The 16140-nt window shown below is 55.4% G+C and carries 19 protein-coding genes and 1 pseudogene; 14 read left to right on the forward strand and 6 right to left on the reverse strand.

Annotated features, from left to right (window positions below; genetic code table 11):
• From VB144_12835 to VB144_12855, 5 genes are all read left to right on the forward strand, one after another.
• Positions 1-334, forward strand: a 334-nt coding sequence (locus VB144_12835) for a transposase (GenBank protein ID MEA4884515.1), incomplete at its 5' end; no start/stop codon positions are given.
• 320 nt (positions 335-654) lie between these two features.
• A complete protein-coding gene (locus tag VB144_12840) occupies positions 655-864 on the forward strand; it encodes a hypothetical protein (GenBank protein ID MEA4884516.1) in 210 nt (69 codons plus the stop codon).
• 431 nt (positions 865-1295) lie between these two features.
• Positions 1296-1589 (forward strand): hypothetical protein, encoded by a 294-nt coding sequence (locus VB144_12845; protein MEA4884517.1) that lies wholly within the window; start codon positions 1296-1298, stop codon positions 1587-1589.
• Between the two features lie 20 nt (positions 1590-1609).
• Positions 1610-2212, forward strand: a complete 603-nt coding sequence (locus VB144_12850; protein ID MEA4884518.1) for a hypothetical protein — start codon at positions 1610-1612, stop codon at positions 2210-2212.
• A gap of 55 nt (positions 2213-2267) precedes the next feature.
• Complete coding sequence (locus VB144_12855; GenBank protein MEA4884519.1) at positions 2268-2969, forward strand: hypothetical protein; 702 nt, start codon at positions 2268-2270, stop codon at positions 2967-2969.
• Between the two features lie 334 nt (positions 2970-3303).
• Here VB144_12855 and VB144_12860 read toward each other — a convergent pair whose 3' ends face one another.
• The 3 genes from VB144_12860 to VB144_12870 all read right to left on the reverse strand — a co-directional run bounded on the left by VB144_12860 (position 3304) and on the right by VB144_12870 (position 5246).
• Complete coding sequence (locus VB144_12860) at positions 3304-3480, reverse strand: hypothetical protein (GenBank protein MEA4884520.1); 177 nt, start codon at positions 3478-3480, stop codon at positions 3304-3306.
• Positions 3481-3651: 171 nt separating this feature from the next.
• A complete protein-coding gene (locus VB144_12865; protein MEA4884521.1) occupies positions 3652-4662 on the reverse strand; it encodes an ATP-binding protein in 1011 nt (336 codons plus the stop codon).
• Positions 4659-5246: a host-nuclease inhibitor Gam family protein gene (locus tag VB144_12870; GenBank protein MEA4884522.1), complete on the reverse strand. Its 588-nt coding sequence runs from the start codon at positions 5244-5246 to the stop codon at positions 4659-4661. Before VB144_12870 ends, VB144_12865 begins: the two co-directional genes overlap by 4 nt.
• 82 nt (positions 5247-5328) lie before the next feature.
• On the opposite strand from VB144_12870, the gene VB144_12875 reads away from it, so the two are divergent.
• From VB144_12875 to VB144_12885, 3 genes are all read left to right on the forward strand, one after another.
• Positions 5329-6768 carry an IS1634 family transposase gene (locus VB144_12875; protein MEA4884523.1) on the forward strand — a complete coding sequence of 480 codons (1440 nt, stop codon included), beginning with the start codon at positions 5329-5331 and terminating at the stop codon, positions 6766-6768.
• Between the two features lie 279 nt (positions 6769-7047).
• Positions 7048-7476: a nucleotidyltransferase domain-containing protein gene (locus VB144_12880; protein MEA4884524.1), complete on the forward strand. Its 429-nt coding sequence runs from the start codon at positions 7048-7050 to the stop codon at positions 7474-7476.
• The gene (locus VB144_12885) at positions 7469-7888 is read left to right on the forward strand and encodes a DUF86 domain-containing protein (GenBank protein ID MEA4884525.1); all 420 of its coding nucleotides are present in this window, start codon (positions 7469-7471) and stop codon (positions 7886-7888) included. Before VB144_12880 ends, VB144_12885 begins: the two co-directional genes overlap by 8 nt.
• A 113-nt stretch (positions 7889-8001) precedes the next feature.
• Here VB144_12885 and VB144_12890 read toward each other — a convergent pair whose 3' ends face one another.
• Positions 8002-8466, reverse strand: coding sequence for a hypothetical protein (locus tag VB144_12890; GenBank protein ID MEA4884526.1), 465 nt, complete (start codon positions 8464-8466; stop codon positions 8002-8004).
• Between the two features lie 402 nt (positions 8467-8868).
• Positions 8869-9342 carry a pyridoxamine 5'-phosphate oxidase family protein gene (locus tag VB144_12895; protein MEA4884527.1) on the reverse strand — a complete coding sequence of 158 codons (474 nt, stop codon included), beginning with the start codon at positions 9340-9342 and terminating at the stop codon, positions 8869-8871.
• 297 nt (positions 9343-9639) lie between these two features.
• On the opposite strand from VB144_12895, the gene VB144_12900 reads away from it, so the two are divergent.
• The 6 genes and pseudogenes from VB144_12900 to VB144_12925 all read left to right on the forward strand — a co-directional run bounded on the left by VB144_12900 (position 9640) and on the right by VB144_12925 (position 14644).
• Complete coding sequence (locus tag VB144_12900) at positions 9640-10008, forward strand: DUF4332 domain-containing protein (protein MEA4884528.1); 369 nt, start codon at positions 9640-9642, stop codon at positions 10006-10008.
• A gap of 19 nt (positions 10009-10027) precedes the next feature.
• Positions 10028-10507: a GNAT family N-acetyltransferase gene (locus VB144_12905; GenBank protein MEA4884529.1), complete on the forward strand. Its 480-nt coding sequence runs from the start codon at positions 10028-10030 to the stop codon at positions 10505-10507.
• 29 nt (positions 10508-10536) lie between these two features.
• Positions 10537-11115 carry an RQC-minor-1 family DNA-binding protein gene (locus VB144_12910; protein MEA4884530.1) on the forward strand — a complete coding sequence of 193 codons (579 nt, stop codon included), beginning with the start codon at positions 10537-10539 and terminating at the stop codon, positions 11113-11115.
• Between the two features lie 71 nt (positions 11116-11186).
• A pseudogene (locus VB144_12915) lies at positions 11187-12597 on the forward strand (IS1182 family transposase).
• 242 nt (positions 12598-12839) lie between these two features.
• The gene (locus VB144_12920) at positions 12840-13658 is read left to right on the forward strand and encodes a hypothetical protein (protein MEA4884531.1); all 819 of its coding nucleotides are present in this window, start codon (positions 12840-12842) and stop codon (positions 13656-13658) included.
• Between the two features lie 224 nt (positions 13659-13882).
• Positions 13883-14644: an IS1634 family transposase gene (locus VB144_12925; protein MEA4884532.1), complete on the forward strand. Its 762-nt coding sequence runs from the start codon at positions 13883-13885 to the stop codon at positions 14642-14644.
• A gap of 58 nt (positions 14645-14702) precedes the next feature.
• Here VB144_12925 and VB144_12930 read toward each other — a convergent pair.
• Positions 14703-16140 (reverse strand): hypothetical protein (locus tag VB144_12930; GenBank protein MEA4884533.1); only part of this gene is annotated, 1438 nt, incomplete at its 5' end.

Raw genomic sequence — 16140 nt, forward strand, 5'->3', positions numbered from 1 at the left:
GGTGGCCTACTGCCTCAACCAGTGGGATAGGCTCGAGGCTTTCCTGCAGGACGGACGGCTGGAGCTTAGCAACAACCGGGCGGAGCGGTCGATCAGGCCGGTCGTGATAGGCCGCCGCAACTGGCTATTCGCCAACACTCCCCGCGGGGCCAAAGCCAGCGCCGTGATCTATAGCATCATTGAAACGGCCAAGGAGAACGGGCTGAACCCCTTCGCCTATCTACGCCATCTGTTCGAGCAGATGCCGAACATTGACCTCGTCGATCCCGCGGCTATCGAGAAGCTGCTGCCCTACTCCAACTCATTGCCTGAGGCCTGCAGAACCAACCGGTAACAACCTGAGCATACCGGCCCCCACTTCATCGAGGTGGGGGCTTCTTGCTGCTTGCCCCCTCAGAAACACAAGCACACATAAGCCCTCGCTGCTAGGTGTGCGCCATTTGACGCTTACTTAGCCCATAGAACCCCCTGAATTTACTGCACTGGGTCCAAGATGGATGCTCTCTGTTTGCTGAGCACGGTCTTCGCTCAGCATCAAAAGGAAAACGCCACTGCTATTGCGAATACTTGGCTGGGTATCGACTACATGGACGGGTGGTAGTAAACATAGCCAGACTATGCGTAGTTCCCTGCGGCCGGAAGAAGATCTGGGACGTGAACGTGAACCCTGAAGCAGGGCCCACGCCGGCCAGGGACGTATATGTAGGCTCATTTGCAGGCACGTGCCGGGATTACGCGGACCGGTTCTTTGAGGATTGGGTAGTACTCTCTGCCAAGTACGGGTTTATGAGGCCGTATGATTCGGCTCCGGCCAACTATGACGTGACGTTCAACCACAGGACGGCAGAGGTCGTCACGTTCTGACAACTCAGGGAGCAGATACGTAGGAAGGGGCTGACTCGATACCAAAGCATCGTGATACTCGGCGGGCGTAACTACGCTGATGTGGTGAGGAAGGCGTTCGGTGAGGGGTGCTCTTATGTGCAACCATTGGCGGGTTGCAGGGGCATCGGTCAGATGATGCAGAGGCTCAGAGGATCGCTCGATTCTGGTAAGGAGATTGATGAAGACGATGGCAGATGAGCTTCATGCTGTAGCTCAAGATGTCGTCAATAGGGCTGACCTTTACGACCGTGCAGCGAAGCGCACTCTCCTGGAACGGTTCATGGCCAGTTACGAGTCATCGTGGTGTACGGCGGCGTCCGAGGGTGAAGTCTTGAGCTGGGAGAGTATGTCCCGCAGACTATGAGCACTTCCTCGAGCCTGTCGGCCTGTTCACGAAACGTGCCGGCAGCATGATCCCTCTGTACATTGGCAAGACACATGATCTCCTTGGACGTTGGAGCACTCATGTCGGCAGCCTCAACGCCGGCAAAGGATCCTACTCCAACTGGAGGAGAACCATTCCTGATGCGAGTGGCAAGACCAGGATGGGGCTATACCTCATGGCGATCCCGCAGTCCGCAGTGAAGGCACCTGCCATACCTGGCTTCCCAACGACGATAGGTAGCCTGGAGTATCAGATAATCAGCCTATCTGGTGACGCCTACCCAGGCGAACTGCTGAACGAAGAAGGGAATCGAAGATGATGGACTTGCATGATTAGCTCATGGACCTCGATGGGCATAGGTTGGTCCCGCTGTTCGACTGTGATGATGACCTAACCGTGAGAGTTAAGTACATGGGGAAGAAACAGAAACCCATTCTCAAGAGGCATCCACTGATGGAGCAAGCGATCATCGAGATCGTTGAGGATGGCTTGAGCGACGATGCCTGGGACGGTCTGATCTACATTATGGGCCGGGGAAACACAGCCGACTTCGTGCCCATCTATGTCGACAAGACCGAGCGTCGGGGGGTTCAGCACTCAGTGAGTGAGAACATCAGGAGAATACGCACAAACAAGCATGAATTTGCTCGTTGGGGCGATGGCTTGGATTACCACATAGGCGACCTGAGTCATGCGGTCTTCGGCTTCAAGGCCTATAGGGCCCCTACTAAGAAATACCGAAGGTGGGCTGACGTTCTGTTCCAACCACCGGTAACCTCGGCAAGACTGAAACGGCCTGTGTCACTGTACCTTGCTCCATGGTTTTCGGACAGCAGAGGCCCATCAGGTTTGGTGTGTTCGGTCGCTGCAGCGGAGAAGGAGATCATCAGCCTCGCTTCTGTGCAGTTCAGTGAGACGCTTATCAATGTGGATGGGGCGTGAAGATGTGACCGGATTCGAGATAACGGCCAAGCGTATGAAGGATGCAACCGCCTTGATGATCAAGAACAGCCAAGAGGAAGGCATATACTGGTATTGGCTCAGCGACAGCAAGGGCAAGCGGCTTAGCAAGAAGAGCGCGAATAAGTTCCTTCTGGCCTGTATACTTGACTATCAGATCCCGTCTGAGCAGGCCTGGGGAAACGCTCGGCGGCTGGCTGAGGACATACTCGGCGACCCTTCAGACCTGTGGAACGCCATTGCCGATTTCTCCGAGGATGAATGGGAGGCCAAGTTCAGGGTGTTCAGGCTGCACAGGTTCCCGGCTGCCCACAAGAGGGTCTGGAGAATCGGTCGGGACATCGTTGCCAACTACGATGGCGATGCGCGCAAGATATGGGCAGGTCAGAGTGTGATGGAGGTTCAGGAACGCTTCGATGAGCTGCACCTTGGAGCGCAGCTGGGCCGCATGGCTATCGGGGCTCTGCTTGACACTGGCCATCTCAAGGGCAACAGCGACGTCAAGGCTGATGTGCACGTAAGGCGGGTTCTGGGACGGATCATGGTGGGCAGGATGCTATCCGCAGATGAGGCAATAGAGCTTACACGCCGGATGTACCCGACAAATCCGTGGTTGCTAGATGGCCAGCTGTACTGGCTAGGCAAGTCAATGTGTGGTGCGCGGGAACCGGATTGTGACGATTGCACGGCATCGAGCATCTGTGCTTACTGCAGGAGCACGAATGACCTGGGATCCTAGGATGGCCAGGCCGCGCGACTGCGAATGATAAGCGCGCGGTGGCATGCTTGCAGTCCATGTCATCTGCGCGTATCGCGCCTATTCTGCGGTGCCGAGAGCTTTTCCTGCTGATGGACAAGACATCGCCTTGAGATGGGAGAGCTATGCATGCCCAGTCGCTTTTCGCGGTCGATGAGGTGAAATCCACTCTAGATTCCATGAGAGCTGGCAAGGTAGAGCTGTGCGCCATGGCATGAACGCCCGGGGAAATGTATGAGTTAGCCTCCCGCTAGCCAGTGGCTCATCGTGTCCTCAAGGCAAAGGGTGCTCCCCGCGTGGAGAGCATCCTTTGCCCTTATTCGTTTTCGAGTTCTTCGAGTCTCTCCCTTACGTCCTCAATGGCGTCTCCCGGGCTGTCTTCGCCCCTGATGACGTCCATGGCCTCCTCGAAGCCTATGGCGAGGGCGGCGATGAAGTCTCTATCCGCTGTTGCTCCCTCCTTTCTGACAGTTGATCGATTCTTCGGGCGCATTGTGTGGCTCCGCTTACAGCGCCCCCCACGAGTCCACATGCGAACAGGATGGCACCGCCCACTGGGCCGGCAACCACGTAACCCGCGGCGCACCCTAGGGACGCTCCACCGAGTCCACCTGCAGTTGCTGTACCTGAGATCAGGGCTGCCCGGGTTCCTCGCTTCATGCAATCAGGCTCCCTTCTGCGAGGTCTCTCTGTGATCACGCCAGCGGTTGAAACTGGCTCGGGCAGCTTCAGATTTCTTGGTCACTCCGGCCACAGTCAGGTGGCAGAACTTCTCCTCGGGGATAGAGTCGAAGGAGGCGTCGGGTGACGCCCCGTCAAGTGAGAGAGCCCAGGCCTTGACATCTTCCTCAGGGGTCAAGCCTTGGGCTGCACAGGAAGCCAGGAACTTCTCCTTCCAGGTGGCAGGTTGAGGAGAATGACGTGATTTCGTGACCTTCTGGGCACCGGACGCATTATCCGACGGCGGGGAGAACAACGGATCCTCCGCAGAGTTGTCCAGCCAGGCCAGGAGCTCACGCCCGGTGTCGGACGTGGGAATCAGGTAGCGCCCGTCGAAGAGCCCGGTTCTATCCTTGCTTGCGAGCGCCGTATGGTCTGCTACCAGGTCGAAGAACACCGTAAACTCGTATTCGACTCCGTCACGGAACACAGGCGCCAGCCCAACCTTGCGAATGATGGTCTTGCCGCTTTCCTGGGTCTGAACGTATTCTGTCTTGCTTCTAAGGGTGACGACCACGTGGCATGGCGACTGCAGCAGCTTGTCCACAAGCTGGTTGTGCATGGGAGTGACTTCCCGCCATGCGCTCCACGAATTGCCGGTGCAGGCCGCGGCTCTGCCCTGTATGTCGAGCATCCCGCCATCGCCTACCCAGGCATGTGAGAGTGAGTCTACAGTGATTACATCGTACCCTGCTTGTTCGGCGGCGGAGATTGCATCGACGTACTTCTGGGGCAGGAACGGGGGTTCGATGGCGCACACATCATACGCCCCGAGATGGGCATACAGCTCGCCGGAGCCTCGTTCGGTGTCTATCAGGGTTATGCGTTGTCCAAGGCCGAAGGCGATCTGAAGGGCTGAGTAGGTCTTGCCTGACCCACTGGGGCCCGCCAGCGCCAGCCTCAGTTTCGCTCTACGGCGCTCTGCACGCCGAAATACCGCAGGCTGCGCGGTCATGCTGGTTCCTCCTCTCTCTCTACGGTGATCACCTTGAACTGTGGGGGATCTTGAAGCACTTGGACTCCGTCGACCAGTTCGCCGGTTGCCTTGAGGATGAGCTTGTCGCCGGCAACCTGGCATTGTGACTTGAACCTTGCCCAGTCTACCTCACGCTTGTCCTTGATAAACTCCTCAAGACTCTGGTCTTCGAGCCAACTGAGCAGCGCGCCTTCGTTACGCTCGAACCGCGCCGGCGGCTTTCTGAACTGCAATGTGCCGCAGGGCAGCTTGATGGTCCTGTTGTGCTTGGGGTCAGCTTCAAACAGAGGACGATGGTAGACAATGAGCCGTCCTGTGAAGTAATCGATGCGGGCCTGCAGGCGTTGGGTCTCGCCTGCGAGCCACTCTTCAACTCGGGCTACTTCGCTTGCCACCACCCGCTGTTTGCGGGCGAGTTCGTCGCGCGCTGCGCCGATCTTGCGCAGAGCCCAGTTAGCCAGAGCCTCGTCCCCGATTGCATCATCAGAAGACTGAGCTGCCTCGCCATAGAGATCGTCCAGGAAGTCCGCATACTCCGCGCCTGTCTCAAGTGTGGTTGACATAGTGGTTCCTCCTTTCTGTGATGGGTTGACTTGCCGCTCGGGCTACAAGAGCGCCCGGTCTCGACCCGCGTGTTGCTTCTTGATGGGCCGTACCGCGCTCTATCGAGTCGATGAGTTCTACGAACTGCAGGATGTTCCGGTTCTGTTTGGGACTGAGGCTGCGACCGAGGATTTCAATGACTCTGCGTTAGGCCGCACCCTGGACAAGATCTTCGATGCCGGCCTGAAGAGAGTATTCGGAGCTGCAGCTATGAGGGCGGCTCTCAGGGAAGACGTCAAGTTCGACGTGGTGCATGCAGACACCACATCTTGGTCGGTGAAAGGCCTGTTTGACTGCAGTTCGCCTGACGACCAGGCGTTCTATGTCACGCATGGGTATAGCCGCAACCACAGGCCTGACCTCAAGCAGTTATACTATGGACTGGTGGTCAACGGAGAGGGCATACCGCTGTTAGGCCACGCTTCGGACGGCAACGAGTCGGACAAGGTTTGGAATAGGCGAGTAATCGAGGAGTTGGTAAAGCAGTTCACCGATCATCTCACCGATTTGGTCTACGTGGCCGACTCCGCTGTAGTGGCCAAGGACAACCTCGACCTCATTGTGGATAAGGGCATAAGGTTCATCTCAAGGCTACCTGCAACATTCACGCAGGAACAGGAGATCAAGGATCGGGCTTGGTCGGAGGGCGGCTGGATCAACGTCGGTGTTCTGACTCAGAACCCCAAGCGCGACTCGGCGTTCTACAAGTGTAAGGAGTACATTGTAGATATCGCAACGAAGACCGCCGTTCGGCCCTACAGGCTCATCGTCGTGCATTCGACCAGCCTCGACAAGAGAAAGGCAAAGACTCTTGAGAAGAACCTTCTCAAGCTACGCGACGAACTCGAGGCCCAGCTCCAGCAGCTAGAGAAAGTGGAGTTCGCTTGTGAGCCGGACGCCAGGTCAGCTCTTGAGAGAGTCAGGAGCGAGAATCGTGACGCCCTTTACGTGATCTCGGGGGACGTACAAGCCGAAGAAGCGGTTCTCAAAAGGTCCAGACCCGGCAGGCCGCGGAAAGAAGAACCCGTCCCTACCAGGACCGTCTATAGAGTGAGGGCTGCGGTAGGCGATTTGAAGGAGCAGGAGTACGCAGAATTGAAGCTCAGAGCCTCTTGCTTTGTCCTGATCACCAACATGCTCGACGCGGAGGAGAGACCAGCCGAGACGGTACTGCGAGACTACAAGGAACAAACCGCTGTCGAGCTGCAGTTTAAGGCCATCAAGGAACCGGAGTTCGTAGGGGCCATGTTCGTGAAGAAACCCGAAAGGCTGGAAGCCCTTGCCTATGTGGTTCTCCTTGCCGCCATGGTTCGCGCAATCATTCAGCGCCGGGCACGGCGCTATGCCGAGGCTAATGACGAAGAGCTTCCCATACCGGGCAAACGGATAACGAAACGGCCTACAACTCGAATGATCCTGGATTCGTTTGACGCTGTCATAGTCGTGATTCTCCCTGACCGCAGCCGGGCGCTATCCGGATAGAAGATGTTCCCTGACAAGATGTTCCGCGCGCTGGGAGTCTCGCCATCCGTCTGCGTCACCATCCCGCACGGCGTGCAAGACCCCTGAAAACTCAGAAGCTGAATGCCCAAGGGTGCTGAAGACGGGTATCAGCATTCGCTTTCGCTGAGATCATCCTCGTCGCAGCGGCCCAATGATCCTACGCGTGCATGGTCAGCAAGTCCAGGGACTGATAGAATGGAGGCGCAACAGCAAGGGACCAATGAGTGGTCGCCGATCTGGCTATCGGAGGTGATCTGCATGCGCGAACAGGACGTTGTCAAGCGAATCAAGGACGCAGTAGTGCCTGTCCTTACGAAACGCGATCAGGTTGTGGCCGCCTATCTCTTTGGTTCCACAGGCACAGAACAGGCCACTACCATGAGCGATGTCGACATTGCTGTTCTCACGGACGGCGACATCTCTCTTTTGGATGAGCTTTCGCTGTCGGCTGATGTGGCGGTGGCGCTCGGGAGAGAAGACGTGGATCTGCTGGTCCTCAACTCCGCTCGCAATGATCTGCAGCATGCAGTCATATCAGAAGGCGAGCTCATCCTGGATCGCGATCCTCTGAAGACGTCGGACTATATCGAAAAGGTCTTATCGGTTCATAAGGACTATGGCATATACATGAAGACCTTTCTGAGCGATCTGAAAGCGGGGCTGAAGGAGGACTATCTCCGTGGTTGACGAGTCGAGGATTCTGCACAAGCTCCAGGCCATCACAGACTCGCTCTCAAAACTTGAGGAGCTGGCACGAATGGATAGGGACGCCTTTCTCACTGACTTTCGGAGCATTGACTCAGCTAAGTACAACCTGCAGACCAGCATCGAGGCGATGATTGACATATGTAACCATATCATCTCGCGCAAGAGGCTCAGGGTTCCAGCGACGAACGTAGAGTCTTTCGAGGTTGTCAGTGAGATTGGGCTGCTGCCGGCAGACGCTTTGCCGGTGTACAGATCGATGGCTCGATTCCGGAATCGCATCGTGCACATGTACGATGAAGTGGATGATAGCCAGATTCATGAGATACTCCAAAATCGACTAGGTGATATCAGGGCCTTCGTACAGTCCATTGTCAACAACTGCTGGTCCTAGAACGCGCTGTTCTCTCTCAAGGCCGCAAAGACTCCATAAGACGTGTGGTGCAGCAAGTATGGATGGGGTCCGAATCGCGCACACAGCGAGCGTAGACGAGTGGGCCCGGAGCATCAAGGCTTCCGCAGTTCGAGGACTCTGTCTCTCCGCCCTGCGCCCATCCGTTCTGCTACGGCCGGGGTCACCACCTGTATGACAGGGCCGACCAGCAACATGGGCAGGTACAGTAGGGGAGCGACCATTCCAGTTACCTGGCCAAACTCCTGAGCCGCACCGGATTGTGTGAAACCGGCACTTTGAAGCTGGCGGGAGACCAGTGCTGCGTTGACCGGGCTGATAAGGCTATTGAGCAGGCCGGATATCATTGCCGGGATACCGAGTCTGAGCAGGGCTCTTCTGTGTCGTGAGTCTCGTTCCGATTTCCTTGAAGGCAGTGGCTCGCTTGGACTCCTGTCAGCCATCAGAGACCGGGTCTTGGATCCAAGAATAGCGAGAGAGCCGAGCTCTCCGACGATCATCCCGCCGATCATGACCGCAGCCGCCAGCCCCATGCCGAAGGGAAGGAATACTGCCAGCATGGCCAGAGCGCCGGGCGCCCGCAGCACTGCCCGAGGCCAGACGATACAGGGGCATGGCCATCTGGAACAATCCCAGAGCCTCCGGCCCGACTACTCGGACAACGATGACGTGATACACTGCACCGATCGCTCTGGTCACCGCGCCCGCCAGAGCCAGCGTTACGGCTCCTGCAACGAGAGTTCGTTTCCCGCCTTTCGCCATCTGGAGACCCACCATCCTGCCTCTTGATGGCTATTCGGGGGCGAGGCGTGGTAGACCAGGGGTGGGCAGGGCGGGGCAGAGTACGGTTGCTTACGCTCTAGCGGCGTTAGCTTACGGATTGAGCCCCCTGTGCGTCCCACAGCCGAGGCTATCTAGCCCTCCGCAATCCGTCTTACGAATTGGTGAGCACGCATCACCCACTATGGGAAATACTTCCCGGTCATCTCTGTCACATCGATTCGTATTACTGCTGTACCTCTAGCCATGCTGTCCGAGAGGCTATTTCCCGCCAGGTGGGGTGTGTATTTCTCCACGATTCTTCTCAGTGTAGTGCTTCGTTCCACGATATCATCCAAGAGCCTGGCAGTGCCAGAGATGATCACGCTCTTGTATTCTGTATTCGTATCACATGGTTTTCCATTCGGATCCAGCAACAGCGTCTCCATCTCATAGACAGAAAAGCCGACTCTAGGATTGCGGGCGATGTTTTCAAGCTTCTTGCCTTTCGGCAGACCGTGGAAGTAGACCGCCCCATCGAAATGGACGAAATGGACTGGCGTGACGTACGGTGTGCCATCGGGACTCAGTGTCGCCAAACTGCCAGTCTGTGCTCGTTGAAGCAACTGCTCCATCTCTTGTTTGGTCAATGCGTGTGTCTTCATACGATGTTGCATAATACGGCCCCCTTATCGTAGAGCGAGGAATTCGCATCAGGCAAGCCCTAATTCCACACTGCGGCAGCAACTCCCTTTCGCAGCAACGGTAGACCTTGGTCTCCGGATGCGTCGGTTTTCGGAAGCGCAAGAGGCCGCCTCCTCCTAGCCTGGGTGATGGCATCCACGCGGCGCGCCGGGTCGTTCGGTACTGATGTCGAGAGTAGTACTGGAGGATTGCGCAATCCTGGAGCCGAACGTCTCGATAAGGGTGAGACAGTCTGTAGCCCCCCGGCGTGGCCCCATGGAGGCGCCAATATGACTGAACTGAACAACCTTCCTGTAAGCCGGCTTCCAGAGGTTCCGAGGGAAGACACCCTGATGGAAGGCTACTTTGGCCTGATCGGGAACGCCGCAACCTACTGCGCAAGGCTTCATGAAGCAGGAGTAAGGCACTCCACAGATGTATTCGAAGCGGCGGCGGAGACGGGAATCCCGCTGGAGGAACTGGGCAGGCTTGTAACTGACGCTGACCTCATGAGAAAGCCCGGGATAACGACTACGGAAGCAAGGCTATTCACTGCCTTTGGGATCAGGTCACTTGAGCGCCTGGGAGGTCAGATGCCTCGAACGAAAGTCAGGTCGTGCACCGCTGACACGCCAGTCCGTGAGGCGCACTTGAACTGATAGAGGGGGAGACATACACATGGCTGATCCTGATGTGCACTTCAAGCGAATAACCGCTGCTACAGTGCTGGATGTATGCAAGCTCAGTGACACTCTCTCTGATGAGCAACGCGAGATGGTTGCAGACAACGCGGTCTCGCTTGCTCAAGCCGCTTATTCAGACGGAGCGTGGGTGAGAGCAATCTACGCTGACAGCGATCTCGTTGGCTTCATAATGCTGCATCTCGGGTCGGACTACGAGGACGGGATTGACTGCCCTGGAGTGTACCTCTGGAGGATGATGATTGCAGGGCCTTTTCAGAGTAAAGGATACGGCGCCCGCGCCATACATAGGCTGCTTGCTCATCTGCGGTCGATGGGCGTACGCGAGCTCTATACGAGCTGCGGTACGGGCCCAGCGAGCCCGGAGGCGTTCTACCGGGGGTTTGGGTTCAAGCCTACTGGAGATTGCTACGGGGATCAGCCCGAATACGTTCTGAAACTGGACGACAGCAACTAGGTTCTGTCTTGCCGATGGAGGCCAGGAAGATGAGCGGGCGAAAGGAGCGAGTGCAATATCATCTTGATCCGCGTGATGTCAAGGATCTTCCCGAATGCGAGATCGCGGCCATCTTGAGGGGAGCGGACAACCTGATCATGCGGGGCGGTCGGACGATGCTGGCGAAGGTTCTCAAAGGATCGCGGGACAGAAAGGTCGTCGAGCTAGGTTTCGATCAAAGCCCAGTGTATGGCTATTACTCGAGCCTGTCGCAGGCTGACGTCTTGGCGCGAATTGACTGGGTGATTTGCAGCGGCTACCTTGATATCGAATACGACGGCCGATTGCCGATGTTGGTCCTCACGGACGACGGATGGGCCATAGAGCGGGAGACATACGCACACGAGTTGCTTAGGGGACTTGACCGACTGTTGGTCAAGGGCCCGCCGTACGACATGGGATACCTGAAGGACCGGAACCGAGAGCTGATATGGCGCCTTCTTGACCTGATTGAGGAGAGCGGCAATCCGGGCTACATTCCCTTGCTCGAAGCGTGGGCAGAAGTCGACTATCAAAAGGTAAGGAAGCGGATTAATGCAGCAATCAGGAACCTCGATATGCAACGGTAACCCACCTCTTGCGCGCTGCTAGGAGCCTGTGCGAGTAATATCTTGATCGATGTACAAGAAAACGCAGCTACATGGCGAATTCACATAGTATGAGCAAGACATACAGGCCTTACAACCCAAGTCAAATGTGTGTGTTGCCTCCATCCCTCAAGGACTGGCTTCCAGAGGGACATCTGGCGTACTTGTTAAGCGATCTCGTCGATCAGCTGGACCTCTCGGCCATCGAGCAAGTCTATGAGCGAGAGGAGAGAGGGTATCCGCCATACCACCCGAGGACGATGGTTAAGGTCCTGCTGTACGCCGAATGCGTTGGAGTGCGTTCCTCCAGAAAGATCGCCAAACGCCTTGAAGAGGATGTGGCGTTTCGAGTTCTCGGAGCGGGCAACGCTCCATCGTTCAGGACCGTAGCTGAGTTTCGCAGCCGACACCTGAAGGAGCTTGCAGGGCTGTTTGCTCAGATCCTGACGGTCTGCGAGAAGTCGGGGCTTGTATCGCTCAAGCACGTCGCGCTTGACGGAACGAAGATCAAGGCGAACGCTTCCAAACACAAAGCCATGAGCTACGGGCGCATGAAAGAGACCCGTGCCAGGCTCGAAAAGGAGATACGGGAGCGTTTCCGAAGCAACGAGCGCCTTGACAAGGAAGAAGACCGCGAGTTCGGGTTCGATAAGCGGGGCGACGAGCTTCCCGAGGATCTCGTCATCCGTGAGAAGCGGTTGGCCAGGATCAAAGAGGCCATGACGGCACTGGAAGAAGAAGCGCGCGCTGAGGAAGAAGCAGCGCGTTCTGCCGACGCTGGGCAACCTGCGGAGGCAGCATCCACTCCATCGCGGAAGAAACGCGGCCCGAAACCCAAGGGTCCGCCAGGGACTCCGAAAGACAAGGATCAGCGCAACTTCACCGACCCCGATTCACGCATAATGAAGAACTCCGACAAGGCGTTCATCCAGGCATACAACGCTAAGGCCATTGTGGATAGCAAGTCGCAGATCATAGTAGCAGCGGACCTAACGAATAAGGCTGCGGATGCGACCCACCTGCCAGACATGGTCAAGCAGATTGAATTCAACCTGAACCGCAAGCCCCCGAGAGCTTTCAGCCGATGCCGGTTACTTCAGTGAGAAGAATGTGACCCTTCTTGAGAAGCGGAAAATCAGTGCATACATTCCTCCCGACAAACAGAAGCACAGCGCATCCGTTGAACCAGCGGCAAGAGGGCGAATACCGGTCGGCCTATCCTGTAAGGACCGGATGAGACGAAAACTAAGGACCGTACGCGGACGCAAAGCCTACGCCCTGGGAAAACAGATCGTCGAACCGATCTTCGGCCAAGTAAATGCAGTGCAAGGCATACGCCGGTTTCTGCTTCGAGGCAGACCAAAGGTATGGGCAGAATGGCTGATTGTGTGTACAGCGCACGACATACTGAAGCTCTTCAAGTCCGAGAAACAGGCAGACATGGCAGTACTGTGCGCGATGTAGCCTGACATCCGTCTGGCAAGAACATGTCAGTGCCCCAAACACAGGCGGTATGGCGATATCAAAGAGCTCGCGGCCTTTACGGTCGATGAACGTATCTACTGTAATCCATTGGGGCTGAGCTACCCGCACAGGCTCCTAGCGGATTGACATTTGTGGATGTCTCGATAAAGGCTACATTCCCTAACTCGGCAGGCTAGAGTTGTGAGTGGCTAGTAATCTCATGTATCAGGAGGAGGCGAATTATGGATTTTGGGATTATAGGCTTTTTGTTGAGTTATGTGGTTGGTATGTATCTTACAGCTTGGATACATGAAGCGGGGCATGTATTGTTTGGCTGGTTTGCTGGTAAGAAATTCAGGGCGTTCTACGTATGGCCGTTACTTTCCTTTGTTGATAAGGGAGAGGTTAAGCTGCGGTTTTCATTTAGGTCAAAATTGGGGACTTTTGGATGGACGTATATGGACAGCGTAAAACCTGAGTTTAGCTATCGCGAAGAGATACTATACTATTCTGGTGGCATAATAGCTAATGTTGTCAGCGGCCTGTTATTTGCTATTATCGGCTTGAGTCTGCAATGGTATTCTGATATTAGGGCTGGCTGTCTTTCGTTCATTCCGTATTCTCTTATTAGTGTTGGCTGCTTTTCTTTTGCTCCCGCGATTGCGGCAGGATATCCTTATAAGGGCAAAAGTGTGATGTCCTGCGATGGGCTAGCGGTGCAGAGACTGCTCAATGGAAAGAAACACCAGATGGCAGAGCCGATAGCAGTGGATAAACTTGCAAAGCACTCATCAGGACGTTTTGAACTGGGTGACACAGAACGTCACGAATATATAGAGCAGTTGCTTGACTCTCCGGATGTATATTACAAGAGAGTTGGATACGGTAATCTTATTGAGTTTTATCTAGATAGAGGTGATGAAGTTAAGGTTGAAGAGGTTCAAAGCAAGATTGAAGAACTGTCCTTTTGCGACGATGACTTCAAGAAATTCATTGAGGCTATAATAGTGAATCATGGTAAGACACCTCTGGAGTATTTGACAGGAAAAGCTAAAGGATAGACTATCGGCGAGCTTTACGGCCTTGAATCTTGCTCCTTTTGGTGGCGTTGTCAGCACTGTGGATGCTGTACATGCTATCAGGGGACGGTATGATATCCCATCTTCAGCACCCTTGACGGCATAGAATGACGGGTTTTTGGCCCAATTGAGGGTCCTGCTACTGGAAATTGATTCCTTGTACTCTTTGCTCTGATAGTGTATTGTCGGAGTAGGAGGCGAGGACGATGTCGCTCACAGCCTTTTCCGCTGGACCCGGGGCCATGATCGCCCAGATTATCAGGGAGCTTGGCATAGTCGAGACAATAGACAACATGGTGAAATGGGATCAGAAGCAGTGTAAGCATTCGCCGGGAACGCACGTCCTTGCTATGCTCATCAACATCTTGATGGGCCGCACTGCGCTATACCGAGTCGACGAGTTCTATGAACTGCAGGATATTGCGGTTCTGTTCGGGACCGATGCATCGGCGGATGACTTCAATGACTCTGCGTTGGGCCGCACTCTGGACAAGATCTTCGACGCCGGCCCGAAGAAGGTGTTCGGGGCTGCAGCTCTTAGGGCGGCTCTCAGGGAAGACGTCAAGTTCGACGTGGTGCATTCAGACACTACATCCTGGTCGGTAAAAGGCTTGTATGACTCCAGTTCGCCCGATGATCAGGCCTTCCATATTGCGCGTGGGTATAGCCGCGACCATAGGCCCGACCTCAAGCAGTTCAACTACGGCCTGGTGGTTAACGGAGAAGGCATACCGCTGCTGGGTCATGCTTCGGACGGCAACGAGTCGGCTAAGGTTTGGAACAGGCGAGTGATCAAGGAACTGGTAGAGGGGTTTACCGACCATCTCGCCGATTTGGTCTACGTGGCCGACTCTGCTGTAGTGACCAAGAGCAACCTCGATCTCATCGCGGATAAAGGCATAAGGTTCATCTCCAGATTGCAATACTACCGTAGACTCTGGACGGCCCAAAGCAGGTACATGCAGTAGACAAGGGGATCTATGCAATAGGGAAGCCGGGCATCAAGCCTGCCGCTCATATCTGCTATCATCGCTCGCCTTGCAGTATCCAATCGACTACTGGATCGCGACCAGCGGCAAAGCTTACTATGCTCGGTTCGATGACCACGTCGGGCAGCATCGAGTCGGTGTCTTCACTGGAATACTCGAAATGCTTTGTGGAGTACCTAACTGTGATTCCCGTATTGGTCAGGAGTAGTGTTCTGACCTCGCCGTAATGATTGGGCCTTCCGCCCGTCGGTTCCCCAACGAATGTAGCTCTTGTGGAGTTCTTGAGTTCTAAGGCGTTGAGCAGTGCGGAAGAGAAAGTGCGCCGTCCGAGTACAACGAAGAGCCTGTCCTCATGGTCGAGAGCGCTTCCCCTGATTTTGCTGATGAACGGTTGCATGACGAGCGAATTGCCTCCGCCGTTATTCCTGAGGTCAACGATCAACCTTTCAGCGCCATTTTCGTCGATGAGGTTGAACAAGTCGCGAGAGAACGCTGAAAACGACCTGTCTTCCTTATTCGCGCAGGCGTTGTATTGGAAATAGACGGTCTTGTGCTCCGGAAGGTACTCGTACCAGTAGTTTGACCCGGGGTTTCGCAGGTATAACGGTCGGTCGGGGGATTGGTTGAAACGTTCCAGGTATCTTATGCTGCCACGGTCCTTGGGCTGCAGGGTGACGGTGACTTCGTCACCGTTATTGTCGGCAAAGCCCATCGTGATGTCCTCGCTGTTGGAGATGCCTAGTCCGCGTAGAATGTACGGTGCAAGAATACAATGGGTCACGGAGTCTCTAAAGCTTGCTTCGTTGTCGCACGAAATGACCGGCCTCAAGGCCTCAATCACCTCACCTACGGGCTTGCCGCTTATAGTCTCAAGCCTCAGGTTGACTATCTCCCGGTGCTCCTCTGGCGCATCGAATGCATACATCCCTTCCTTGAACCAGTAAAGCCTCACGGGATATGTGAAATGCAAATCAGGGTAGGCGACTGTGTGGCCATCGCCAACCGATGCGACGAGACGGCTTACTGCAACTGTAAGCTCATCATCGGTCAACTCGTCCACACTCTCTTTGATGCGTTCTGCCTCTTTATAGAAGTCCGCGCTATCCAGCTTGAAAAAGAGTTCCCTATGCCTCTTGGGGAGCTGGTCCGCTAGAAAGGTGATGTCCGTTACCCACTTGTCATGTCTGGTTTCTGCAAGCGGTGATCGCAGATTTGTCGGGGTGCAGCCGGAGAGCAAGAAGATGATCGCAGATAGGATGATCCAAGCCGCGGCCCTCTTGCACATAAAAGCCTTCATGGCTCTGCATGCTCGCGGCTCAGACATGGTGTACGACCGTTTGACCTCCCCGCGGATGGCCTGCCTGACTGCTTGGCGCGAGACGCCCAGTGTTCTCGAGATCTCTCGGATCGATCTGCCTTCACGTAGGCGCATCTTTCGGATAGACTCAATAGTGACCATCTTAAGCAATTCCTTT

Source organism: Clostridia bacterium (assembly GCA_034926675.1).
In the GTDB taxonomy this organism is placed as follows: Bacteria; Bacillota; DTU025; order DTU025; family DTU025; genus JAYFQW01.